Below are 11,960 nucleotides of genomic sequence, written 5' to 3' on the forward strand. Positions count from 1 at the left end.
ATCGTGGCGATGCCGAGGTTCCTCCAGGCGATCAAATTTCTGTCGGAGGCGATGATGAATGACGACGAGAGAAAAATCCGCGCCTACCGGATTTGGGAACGCGAAGGACGTCCGGCGGGCCAAGATCTCGCTCATTGGTATAGGGCCAGTGCCATCGCGGCTGATCCGGCTGCAGCTATGCCGACATATGTGCGCTATTACTCAGGTGTCGCCCCGGCCGGCTCGCTGATTGTCAAATTCTACCATTCGGGCAACGAGATCCGAGGTTATGTTCGCAAGGTTGCTGATAGCAATCAAGACGACGCGATATTTCCCGGTGAAGAGATGGAGCCTGAGGCGGCCTTCAAGATGGCAGCATCCCACAATGGCAACAGCCATAACCCCGTCTTCGTCGAATTGGCAGAAGGGGTGGAATGGGACCCGGCTTGGGGACGCCTCACATATCAATCGGCCTAAGGCGGATCGCGACTCGCCGCTTGGCGTCCAACGCAAACCATCGCTCCTGATGATGGCCTCCGCCACGCTCCGGCATGCACTTCAGAAGGACAGGTCGAGCGCCCTGCCCTCGAACAACCGGTCGCGCGAGCCTTCGAGATGTGTCTTCATCAGCCTTTGCGCGTCGTCGGCCCGCCCATCGGCGATCGCCTTGTAGATGGCGTTATGCTCTTCATAGACCTGCTCCAGCCCCTGACGCGGGCCGAGCAGAGAAAGGCCGTGGAGATGCATGCCGACGGCGATATGCGCCTTCAGCGCATCGATCGAGGCCGTATAATAGTGATTGTTGGCTGCTTCCGTCACCGCGCGGTGGAAGATGAAATCGGCGTCTGTGCGATGAAGCTGATGGCTGGTCGCCTCGCGCAGATCGGCAAGGGCGCTGGCGATCTTCTGGATCGCCTGCTCGTTGCGGCGCTTGGCGGCGAAATAGGCAGCGGCCGGCTCGATGGTCAGGCGGAATTCGTAGCAGCGCTGGATATCGGCAATGGTCTTGACAGGCGAATAGGCGAGCTGCGTCGTCGGCGATCCGTGGGCGCTGACAAAGGTGCCGGCGCCCTGCCTGGCATAGACCATGCCCTGGTCGCGCAGGCGGGCCAGTGCATCGCGGACGATCGGGCGGGAAACACCCAGCATCGAGGCAAGTTCATGTTCGCCGGGCAGGCGTGAATCCGGCGGATAGTTTCCGCCGCGGATACGCTCGAGCAACTGGTCGAAGACACGATCGACCAGTTTGACGGCCTTGCCGCGCTCCGGCTTGCCCGGCGGGCCGGCTTCCGCGTTCAAAGATTCGCCGTTCACTTCAACCACGTCATTCTCCCCGGCGGTATCTTATGCCGCCTGATTCCGAAGAACCAGCTTTAACAAACTATCCGGCCTACCGAAGCCCCCCGACTTGACGGCACACCGAAAAGACCGCCCGTCGGCGGCCGTGACATCGAACCAGGGAACGCCCGCCTCGATCTCGCCCTTCGGCATGAGCACCCTGACCCCAAGCGCCTGGAAAACCGCAAGCGCCGTATCGCCGCCGCCGACCATCAGCATATCGGGTCTCGTATCGTCGATCACCCTTTTGACGCCGGCCGCAAAATCACCGGCGACGAGCGCAGCATCGGCCGCCATCTCGCCGCTGCAGCGCAGCAGCACCGGCAGCGCCAGGCCTTCCCCGCATTCGATCTGCCCCATCGGCGCGTCCACCACCATTCGCAAGGCGCCGGAGGCTTCGAGCCGGTTCATCTGGGCTAAGGTGATCGGATCGCGTGAGCCGAAGGCAAACAGCGTGCGCGGGGTTGCCGTAAATTCCGTCGCCGGCCGCCGCCCGGTTTCGCCGAGCCGACGGGCGAATGCCGCGCCGAGGCCGCGCGCACCGACGCCAAGCGTCGTCAGCCAGACATGCCCCTCGACGATCTGATCGAGATCGGTATCGTCTTCGGCATCTGCAACGACAACATTATCCGCGCGGCCCGCAAACAGATCGGCAACCGGCAGCGGCCTGTCGACACCGCGGCCGACGACGCAACCGCGGTAGGTCAAGCGCTCCTGATCGGGAATGGCGGGCGCCACCAGGATATTCTTCAGGCCGAGCGCATCCGCCAGCGCCAGGCTTTCCGCCGTGACATTGCCCTTCAGCCGGGAGTCGATCTTCTTCATGACGACGGCAGGCTTCACATCACGCCACACCTTCGTCGCCGATCGCACCCTTTCGGCGGCTTCGCGCTCGCCAAGCGCCCGCGACGCTGTATTGACGACCACGACATCGCAGCCGGTGGCAACTGCATCCTGCGCCGCATCGACGTCGACGGCGACCGCGACCGAAAGGCCGGCCTCGACAAAGGGCGTGCCGGTATCGAGCGCGCCCGTCAGATCGTCGGCGATGATCGCGGCCTTCAGCGTCATGCGATCTCTTCCGTATTGACCGCGTGGCAGGCGACGAGATGGCCGGGCTTGGCTTCCTTCCAGACCGGGGTGACCTTGCTGCAGACATCCATGGCGATCGGGCAGCGCGTGTGGAAACGGCAGCCGGAGGGCGGGTTCAGCGGGCTCGGCACATCACCCTGCAGGATCTGGCGCTGGCGGGTGCGTTCATGCTCCGGATCGGTCTCCGGAACGGCCGACAATAACGCTCTCGTATAGGGATGCAGCGGATTGTCGAAGAGCTCCTCGCGGGTCGCAAGCTCGGCGAGGCGCCCGAGATACATCACACCGACGCGGGTGCTGATATGGCGCACCACCGCGAGGTCATGGGCGATGAAGAGGTAAGTCAGCCCGTATTTCTCCTGCAGATCGAGCAGCAGGTTGATGATCTGCGCCTGGATCGACACGTCGAGCGCCGAGATCGCCTCGTCGCAGACGATGAATTTCGGCTGGCAGGCAAGGGCGCGCGCGATGACGACGCGCTGGCGCTGGCCGCCTGAGAGTTCGTGCGGGTAGCGCTGGGCAAAACGGGTGGGCAGGCCGACATCGGTCAGCAGCGCCGCGACCTTGTCCTTCAGCTCGGCCTTGGTGCAAAGCTTGTGAAAGAGGATCGGCTCGCCGATCGCCTCGCCTACCGTCATACGCGGATTGAGCGTCGAATAGGGATCCTGGAAGACGATCTGCAGGTCGCGGCGGAAGGGCCGCATCTGCTTCTCGTCGAGTGTGGCGAGGTCCTGTCCCTTGTAGACGACCCTGCCGCTGGTCGCCTTGTAGAGATTGAGGATGGTGAAGCCGGTCGTCGATTTGCCGCAGCCGGATTCACCGACGAGGCTCAGCGTCTCGCCTTCCATGATGTCGAGATCGACATTGTCGAGGGCATAGACGGTCGCCGAGCGTTCGCCGAAAGCCCCGAGCTTGACGTGGAAATGCTTGACCAGGTTTTCGACCTTGAGCAGCGGTTGCGTAGCCATCACGCGGCCTCCTGCATTCTCTGGACGACGAAACAGGCGGCGCGGTGATTGCTGCTGCCGCTCAAGGGTTCGAGCCGCGGCACCCGTTCGTGACAGATCGCCTCGACGAGCGGGCAGCGCGGCGCAAAGGGGCAGCCCTTGGGGCGGCGGCCGGGCTCCGGCGGCGTGCCGCCGATCGAAGAGAGCCGGCTTGCCGGCGGATCGGACAGTTTCGGGATCGAGGAAAGCAGGCCGCGCGTATAGGGATGGCTCGGGCGGGCATAGAGTTCGTCGACCGGCGCGTCTTCGACGACGGTGCCGGCATAAAGCACGGCGACGCGGTCGACGAGGCCGGCGATCAGCGCCAGATCATGGGTGATCCAGACGACGGACATGCCGAGCTTGGCGCGCAGATCCTTCACCAGATCGACGATCTGGGCCTGGATGGTAACGTCGAGCGCCGTGGTCGGCTCGTCGGCGATCAGGAGCTTGGGATTGCAGGCAAGCCCAATGGCGATCATCACGCGCTGGCGCATGCCGCCGGAGAGCTCGTGCGGGAAGGCCTGCAGCCGCTCTTCGGGACCGGGAATGCCGACGAGGCGCAGAAGTTCGACGGCGCGGGCGCGGGCCTCCGCCTTTTTCATTTTTCGATGATAGATCAGCGGCTCGCAGATCTGGTCGCCGACGCGCATGACGGGATTGAGCGAGGTCATCGGATCCTGGAAGACGAAGCCGATATCGCCGCCGCGCACCTTGCGCAGCTCGCCATTCGACATCGTCTGCAGGTCGCGGCCGGCGAAGGTGGCCGTTCCCTTGGCGACCTTGATCTTGTTCGGCAAGAGCCGCATCAGGCTTAGCATGGTGAGGCTCTTGCCGCAGCCGGATTCGCCGACGACACCGAGCGTCTCGCCCTTGTCGACATGGAGGTCGATGCCGTCGACGACGACGGCCGGACCGTTGCGGCCGTCGATCTCGACGGTGAGGTTCCTGACATCGAGCAGACGTTCTCTGTTTTGCGTGTCCATCATTTGCTGCCCCGCGGATTGAGCGCGTCGTTGAGGCCATCGCCGAGGAAGCTGAAGGCAACCGAGGCAAGGCCGAGCACGGCCGCCGGAGCGGCGAGAAGATGCGGATAATGCTGCCAGACGCGAAGGCCGTCCGAGATCATGTTGCCCCAGCTCGGCGTCGGCGGATTGACCCCGACGCCGAGGAAGCTGAAGGCGCTTTCCAGCACCATCGCCGTGCCGAGACCCGCGCTGACCGATACGATCAGCGGCCCGAGCGCATTCGGCACGACATAGCGCTTGATGATGACCCAGTTCGACAGGCCGAGCGCCTGGGCCGCGGTGATATAGGGCCGGCTGCGGATCGACAGGACCTGGGCGCGCACGAGGCGCGCATAGGGCGGCCAGGAGATCAGCGCCATCGACCCGAAGACGAGGATGAAATCCACCCAGATCGTCTGGCGGTAGAAAGGATTGAGGGTTTCGAGGTAGCGCGCCTCCATCCAGCGGGTGATCGGCGATTTCAGCGAGGCGTTGATGACGACGACAAGCAGCAGGTTGGGAACCGACATCGTCACATCGGTCAGCCACATGATGGCGCGGTCGAAAGGATTGCCGAAGAAACCGGCGACGGCGCCAAGGGTGAGCCCGATCAGCACGGCGAAGAAGGTGACGATGACGGCAACGAGAAAGGCGGTCCGCGTGCCGAAGACGACGCGGCTGAAGACATCGCGGCCGAGGTCGTCGGTTCCGAAGAGATGGCTCATCGACGGCAGCGCGTTGCGGGCGTTAAGATCCTGGCTCAGATAGTCGTAGGGCGTGAGGTAAGGCCCGAAGATCGCCGTGAAGGCGAGAATCAGGACCACGACGAGGCCGAAGACGGCGAGCTTGTTGCGCTTCAGCCGATACCAGGCGTCGCGCCACAGGCTGACCGGTTGCTCCTCGATGGATTCAGGGGTGGAAAGAGGGATTGCGGACATGGTCAGCGGCTCCTTCTTGCATCATTGGCGCGGGGATCGAGCAACGGATAGAGCACATCGACCAAAAGGTTCGAGACCATTACCAGGAACGACCCGATCAGCGTGATCGCCAGAATGACGGGATAATCGGAATTGATCAGCGCCTGCACCGTCAGCCGGCCGAGGCCCGGCAGGCCGAAGACAAGCTCGACGAAGATCGCGCCGTTGACGATGGTGATCATGATGAGACCGAGCTGGGTCACGACGGGGGTCAGCACCGGCCGCAGGATATGGCGCAGCGCCACGACGATCTCCGGCACGCCCTTGGCGCGGGCGGTGCGGACGAAATCCTCCGACAGCACCTCGATGACGGCGGCTCGGGTCTGGCGCACGATCAGCGCGATCGGCTGGAAGGACAGCACCAGCAGCGGCAACAGGATGCGGACATCGAAGATGCCGCCCCAGCCATAGGGCACACTCGCACCCGGCAAGAGCACGATGAGGCCGACCATCAGCAAGGGACCGGCGACATAGGCCGGGATCGCCCAGAGAAAGAGCGCCGAACCCAGAATGGCATAGTCGAGGCGCGAATTCTGGTTCAGCGCCGCGATCATGCCGAGCGGGATCGCGACGACGGTCGTCAGGATGACGGCACAGAGGGCAAGCTGGAAGGAGACGGGGGCCGCGGCCGAGACCATTGCCCAGACGGCGCGGCCCGAGGTCAGCGAATTGCCGAACTGGCCGTGCAGCAGGTTCCAGATGTAAAGCCCGAATTGCTCGATGAAGGGCCTGTTGAGGCCTGCACTTTCACGGATGGCTTCGATGCGCTGCGGATTATAGGCGACATCGCCGGGAGCGCGCAGGAAGATCAGCTTGATCGGGTCGCCGGCGCCGTAAAAGGCCAGCGCGTAGACCGCCAGCATCACCACCAGTACGGACGGAATCCAGATGGCAAACCGGGTTAGCACGTAGCGCAGCAAGGCTACCTCCCACCTGTTGTACGATGCGTTCCCGCCCTTTGCTAAAGCCCGGCAGATCGCATCTCTTCTTCTCGAACTTGCGCGAAGGCCTTGCGGCCCTCGCGCGCTCATTGTCAGAAACGATAGTCCCAATCAGCCGATGGAAATGTTCCAGGGTTCGGCGATCTGCCAGTCGAGGTTCTTCTCCATGCCCTTAACCTCCTTGGTGGCCCAGCGCGACATCGCTTGAGAATACCATGGAATGAAGGCCCAATCCTCGCGGAACGCCTTCTGGGCCTCCTGGGCGAGAGTGACGCGCTGCGGATCGTCCGCGGCCTTGGTCGCCGCTTCGGCAAGGGCGCTGTCGACCTTGTCGTTCTTGTATCCGCCGAGCTTGTTCTGCGCGTTCGACGAGGTCGAGGCGATGCTGCCCGTGAGATAGGAAACGGCGTCGGGAACGCGGGTGCCGACGTCGTCGCGGAAAATCTGGACCGAGTTCTGGTCCGGACCGGCATAGGCGTCCTGCTGCGGCTTCATGTCGACGGCCGTGATGCCGAGATTCTGGCGCCACTGCTCGGCGATGAACTGGGCGGCGGCCTGGATGGCCGGCGCCGAGATGCCGACAAACAGGAGCTTCGGCAGGCGTTCGGGCCCGCCATAGCTCGATTCGGCAAGCAACTTCTTGGCGGCTGCCGGATCATAGGGAAAGGGCTCGAAGCCGGAATTGTCGGCGCCGGGAACCGAGTTAAGGATCTGGTCGGCCTTCTTGTGCGGCCCATCCGGATAGGACGCCTTGAACAACCCGTCGCGATCGACCGCCATGATCAGCGCCTGGCGGACCTTCGGATCGTCCATCGGCGCGCGGGAGATGTTGAACCAGAAGTGCTGGCTGGTCGGGATCAGCGGGCCGGCCGAGAATTCCGGGCCGAGATCCTGGATGATCGTCGAGGTGACGAGCTCGGTATGGGCGTTGAACTCACCGGATTTGATCAGCGATGTCGCGGTGACATTGTCCTCGATCGAGGTGATGTCGATGCGGGCAAGCTTCGGCTTCTGCCCGAAGAAGTTTTCGTTCGGCTCGAATGTGATCTTGCCGGCATCGATATCGATGCTCGTCAGCTTGAACGGGCCGGAAAAGACCGGCTTGTTCTCCGGCTTGTACCAGTCGATGATCTCCTCGCCGTCGCTGCCGCGCGACTGCGACGCCTTGGTGATCGGCGCGATGTGGTTTGCCAGGCGCATGAAGAAGATCGGGTCGGCGGCGGCGAGCGTCACCACCACCGTGCCGTCGTCGGGGGTCGCGACGCCCGTCAGCTCGTTGCCGGAGCCGGCAGCGATTTCGGCATAACCCTTGACCTTGCTCAGCACCTGGTCGGCGCGCTGGCTCTTGGTGTTCGGCATCGAAGCGACTTCCCACGATCCCTTGACGTCGGCCGCGGTGATCTTGCTGCCGTCGGAGAAGACAGCCTTGGGATCGATCTTGAAGGTCCACACCGTGTTGTCGGCCGATTCCCAGCTGGCGAAGACGTAAGGCTTGATATTACCCTGGCTGTCGAAATACATCGGCGCCGCCCACCAGATCGAATTCCAGCGGAACGTCCTGCCGCCGCCGCGCAGCGGCGACCAGTCCTGGTCGAAGGCCGGATGGGCGACCTTCAGGACCTGGCCTTCATCGGCCAGCACGATGCGGGCATTCATCCCGAACACGGTCAGGCCAACGCCGGCCGCCAGACCGAGCTTCAGCGCGTTGCGACGCGATAGATTGGTTTTCTCAGATTGATCAAAAGACATGGCATTCCCTCCCACGGTGAATTCGGCAGCGCTCTCCCTGCACCTGCCAGGCGCAGCACAATCCGTCCCATATCGTTCTCTTGTTATTGTAAATTTGTCAACAAAAAATCGCATTTTATGTTGCAGCAAAATTTAGGACGAAAAATATCACAGCAATAACAAATGGATAATTTTTACTTCCGGGATGAGAGCATTTTGTCTTCTTGACAAAAGTGTTGCGATGGAAAATTTTTTGCAATCCATCGCGACAGACGAACGACAATTGCCCGTGCAGCCGGAACAGACGGGACGCACCGAGGAGGGCGAAATGAGCCACAGGATTACAGGCGTTTTCAGCGCCGCCGCAACGCCGCTGACGGCAGACAATACGCCGGACCTTCCCCTTTTCATCGATCACTGCCGGCAGCTGCTGGCCGAGGGATGTCATGGCGTGGCCCTGCTCGGCACGACTGGCGAAGCCAATTCCTTCTCCGGCGCCGAGCGCCGCGCCATATTGGAAGCGGCTGTGAAGGCCGGCATTCCGGCCGACAGGCTTTTGCCTGGCACCGGCGTCGTCGCCATTCCGGAGACCGTCGAACTGACCCGGCACGCACTGTCGCTCGGCGTCACCAAGGTGGTGATGCTGCCGCCCTTCTATTACAAGGGCGTCTCCGACGACGGCCTCTTCGCCGCCTATTCACAGGTGCTGGAAAAGGTCGCCGACACGCGTCTGCGGGTCATCCTCTATCATATTCCGCAGGTCTCGGGCGTGCCGCTCTCCATTCCGCTGATCGGCCGGCTGATCGCGGCTTTCCCGGAAACTGTCGTCGGGATCAAGGAATCTGCCGGCGATTTCAATAACATGCAGGCCATCATCGCCGCCCATCCCGGTTTTTCGGTGCTGGCGGGCGCCGATCCGCTGCTGCTGCCGCTGATGAAGGCCGGCGGCGCCGGCTGCATTACGGCCACCTCCAATCTGGTGGCGGATTCGCTGCGCACCGTCTACGAGCATGTCCATGACGAGGCGCGCGCCGCCGATGTCGAGGCGGCGCAGGCGCGCATCAACGCCTATCGCACGCTGTCCAATTCCTACGTCCAGATCCCGACCATCAAGGCAATGGTGGGGTTAAAGACCGGCAATCCCGCCTGGAAGCGCACGCGCGCCCCGCTGACGCCGCTCGGCGAGACGGATTATGCCGCGCTCGCTGAAAGCTACGCCAAGCTGCCCTGAGGAGATCCGCCATGAGTTTCACCGGCCTGCCTTCGGAAGCCGTGCCCGCTTTGATGACCGGGATCGTTACCCCCCATCCCTCTGTCGCCGGCCGCGCCGATGCCTATCTGCCCTCCCCCTGCATCCAGAACCACGCGGCAAATCTCGCCTTTCTGCCTGATGGCACGCTGAGCTGCGTCTGGTTCGGCGGCACGATGGAAGGCATGGGTGATATTTCGATTTACATGTCGCGGTTGACGCCGGGCTCCGAACGCTGGTCCGAGCCGGAGAAGATGAGCGACGATCCGGAAAAATCCGAACAAAACCCGTTGATTTTCAATGCTCCGGACGGAAAGACCTGGCTGCTCTATACCTCGCAGACCTCGGGCAATCAGGACGGCTCCGTTGTCAAATGCCGCATATCGGACGATGGCGGTCGAAGCTTCGGCCCGGTCCGCATCCTCTGCGACAGCCCCGGCACTTTCGTTCGCCAGCAGATCGTCGTCAACGGCGGGGGCGACTGGCTGCTGCCGGTCTTCCGCTGCGTCGGTCTTAACGGCCAGCGCTGGAGCGGCGATGCGGATACGGCAGCGGTGCTGATCTCGCGCGACGGCGGCGCGAGCTGGCAGATGCGCGATATTGCAGACAGCATCGGCGCCGTGCACATGAATATCCTGCCGCTCGGCGGCGGCGATATGATCGCCTTCTATCGCAATCGCTTCGCCGAAAACATTCTTTCCAGTCGATCGTCCGATGGCGGCGAAACCTGGAGCGTACCCGAGCCGACCGAACTGCCGAACAACAACTCCTCGATCCAGGCCACTGTCCTGAATGATGGAGCAATCGCAATGGTTTACAACCATGCGAACGCAAGCACATCGGATGCGCGCCGCCAATCTCTTTACGACGAAATCGAGGGTGCCGAAGCAGGAGAAACCGCCACTGTCGCCGATATCGGCCGCAAGGCAATCTGGGGTGTTCCGCGGGCGCCGCTCAGCCTCGCGATCTCGGGGGATGGGGCCAAGAGTTTTGCGTATCGCGTCGATCTCGATACCGGCGACGGCTTCTGCCTTAGCAACAATTCCAAGGATTCGCTGAACCGTGAATTCTCCTATCCCTCGATCATCCAGGGCGGCGACGGCACGCTCCACATCGCCTACACCTATTACCGGCGCGCCATCAAATATGTGCGCCTCGCCCCGCAATCGCTGCCGTAAGCGACGCGGCAGCCGGAAAATTGTAAACCTGCATCCAATCGCGCGCGAAAAGATGCTGGGCCGCAGGCTCAGCACCAGCCAAGCGGCAGGAAATTGACAAGACGCGCAGACCGGGGAATGATCGCCGGTCCTTCATGGCCGGCAAGCATTTCCATCGGCATCAATCAATTAACATGCTGATTTATGTATATTATTGCAGGCGCAAGATAGCTCGAAGCGTAACGGACCACATATCGGACGATAAAAATTTCCGCACCGTGGAATGCCGGCTTGACATTGATCTTACAACTTTACAATAAATGGAGCGACACTATCGCCGCAAGATCTCGCAGGAGGACTGGTTCATGGCCAGCTTGGATTCGCCAATCACGATCGTTCGGCCGCATCTGATCGAATTCGGCATCGGCACGGCGGCAAAGCTCGGCAAATGGGCTGCCGAGAAAGACTATCGGCGCACGCTTGTCATCTCCGATGCCTTCAACGCCTCGCGCATCGACCTGCTGGAATTGAAGGGCGAGGTGACGGTCTTTGCCGAAGTGACGCCCGAGCCGGATACGGCAAACCTCGAAAAGGTGCTCTCGGCGGCAAACGGCGCCGACGCCGAGCTGATCGTCGGCTTCGGCGGCGGCAGCGCCATGGACCTGGCAAAACTTGCCGCCGTTCTTGCCGGCTCCGCACAGACCTTGCATGACGTCGTCGGCCCGAACAAGGTGCATGGGCCGCGCAAGGTCGCACTCGCCCAGGTACCGACGACCTCGGGCACCGGCAGCGAGGCCGGCATCCGCGCACTCGTCACCGACCCCAGGACGATGGCCAAGCTTGCGGTGGAAAGCCTGCACATGCTGGCCGATATCGCCGTCATCGACCCGGGCCTGACCTTCACCGTGCCGGCGCGCACGACGGCCGCCACCGGCGTCGACGCGATGGCGCATTGCGTCGAGGCCTTCACCAACCGCAAGGCCCATCCGATGGTCGACATCTATGCGATCGAGGGAACGCGGCTGGTCGGTAAATATCTCGCCCGCGCCGTCAAGGACGGCAACGACGCCGAAGCGCGCGCCGGCTTGTCGCTCGCCTCGCTTTACGGCGGCTTCTGCCTCGGTCCGGTCAACACCGCCGGCGGCCATGCGCTTGCCTACCCCCTCGGCACGCGCTGGCATGTCGCGCATGGTGCGGCGAATGCGCTGATCTTCCCGCATGTGCTTGCCTTCAACACGCCGTCTGCGCCTGAGAAGACGAAAGCGGTGATGGAGGCGCTTGGGCGTCAGGCCTCGGAAAACTCAGCATCCGTCTTCGATGCGGCCTATGCTTTCTGCGCCGAACTCGGCATCGAGATGAAACTCTCCGCCCTCGGCGTGCCGGAAAGCGATCTCGACGCCATGGCTGACGACGCCTTTGCCATCCGCCGTCTGCTCGACAACAATCCGCGCGACCTGACGCGCGCCGACATTCGCTCGATCTACGCAGCCGCGTTCTAGAAGGGAT

At 62.7% G+C, this 11,960-nt stretch carries 11 protein-coding genes and 1 pseudogene; 5 read left to right on the top strand and 7 right to left on the bottom strand.

The window, feature by feature from the left end:
• Positions 1–54: 54 nt before the first annotated feature.
• Positions 55–143, top strand: a pseudogene (locus ATY75_RS35065) (DUF2934 domain-containing protein); the annotation flags it as partial.
• A 34-nt stretch (positions 144–177) separates the two neighbouring features.
• Complete coding sequence (locus ATY75_RS15405; protein ID WP_245317583.1) at positions 178–456, top strand: hypothetical protein; 279 nt, start codon at positions 178–180, stop codon at positions 454–456.
• Positions 457–537: 81 nt separating this feature from the next.
• Here ATY75_RS15405 and ATY75_RS15410 read toward each other — a convergent pair whose 3' ends face one another.
• The 7 genes from ATY75_RS15410 to ATY75_RS15440 all read right to left on the bottom strand — a co-directional run bounded on the left by ATY75_RS15410 (position 538) and on the right by ATY75_RS15440 (position 8,069).
• Positions 538–1,302: a FadR/GntR family transcriptional regulator gene (locus tag ATY75_RS15410; RefSeq protein WP_088938236.1), complete on the bottom strand. Its 765-nt coding sequence runs from the start codon at positions 1,300–1,302 to the stop codon at positions 538–540.
• 21 nt (positions 1,303–1,323) lie between these two features.
• Positions 1,324–2,388, bottom strand: coding sequence for a four-carbon acid sugar kinase family protein (locus tag ATY75_RS15415; protein WP_088938237.1), 1,065 nt, complete (start codon positions 2,386–2,388; stop codon positions 1,324–1,326).
• Positions 2,385–3,377, bottom strand: coding sequence for an oligopeptide/dipeptide ABC transporter ATP-binding protein (locus ATY75_RS15420; protein ID WP_088938238.1), 993 nt, complete (start codon positions 3,375–3,377; stop codon positions 2,385–2,387). Before ATY75_RS15420 ends, ATY75_RS15415 begins: the two co-directional genes overlap by 4 nt.
• Positions 3,377–4,384, bottom strand: a complete 1,008-nt coding sequence (locus tag ATY75_RS15425; protein WP_064841817.1) for an ABC transporter ATP-binding protein — start codon at positions 4,382–4,384, stop codon at positions 3,377–3,379. The genes ATY75_RS15420 and ATY75_RS15425 overlap by 1 nt, the downstream gene beginning before the upstream one ends.
• Positions 4,381–5,340, bottom strand: coding sequence for an ABC transporter permease (locus ATY75_RS15430; RefSeq protein WP_088938239.1), 960 nt, complete (start codon positions 5,338–5,340; stop codon positions 4,381–4,383). Before ATY75_RS15430 ends, ATY75_RS15425 begins: the two co-directional genes overlap by 4 nt.
• Before the next feature lie 2 nt (positions 5,341–5,342).
• The gene (locus ATY75_RS15435; protein ID WP_064841815.1) at positions 5,343–6,299 is read right to left on the bottom strand and encodes an ABC transporter permease; all 957 of its coding nucleotides are present in this window, start codon (positions 6,297–6,299) and stop codon (positions 5,343–5,345) included.
• Positions 6,300–6,431: 132 nt separating this feature from the next.
• Positions 6,432–8,069, bottom strand: a complete 1,638-nt coding sequence (locus ATY75_RS15440; RefSeq protein ID WP_088938240.1) for an ABC transporter substrate-binding protein — start codon at positions 8,067–8,069, stop codon at positions 6,432–6,434.
• A gap of 307 nt (positions 8,070–8,376) precedes the next feature.
• On the opposite strand from ATY75_RS15440, the gene ATY75_RS15445 reads away from it, so the two are divergent.
• The 3 genes from ATY75_RS15445 to ATY75_RS15455 all read left to right on the top strand — a co-directional run bounded on the left by ATY75_RS15445 (position 8,377) and on the right by ATY75_RS15455 (position 11,953).
• Positions 8,377–9,279, top strand: a complete 903-nt coding sequence (locus tag ATY75_RS15445; protein ID WP_088938267.1) for a dihydrodipicolinate synthase family protein — start codon at positions 8,377–8,379, stop codon at positions 9,277–9,279.
• A gap of 11 nt (positions 9,280–9,290) precedes the next feature.
• Positions 9,291–10,475: an exo-alpha-sialidase gene (locus ATY75_RS15450; protein WP_088938241.1), complete on the top strand. Its 1,185-nt coding sequence runs from the start codon at positions 9,291–9,293 to the stop codon at positions 10,473–10,475.
• A gap of 344 nt (positions 10,476–10,819) precedes the next feature.
• Positions 10,820–11,953, top strand: coding sequence for an iron-containing alcohol dehydrogenase (locus ATY75_RS15455; protein ID WP_088938268.1), 1,134 nt, complete (start codon positions 10,820–10,822; stop codon positions 11,951–11,953).
• Positions 11,954–11,960: the final 7 nt, after the last annotated feature.

This window comes from Rhizobium sp. N122 (genome assembly GCF_002211295.1).
Lineage (GTDB): Bacteria > Pseudomonadota > Alphaproteobacteria > Rhizobiales > Rhizobiaceae > Rhizobium.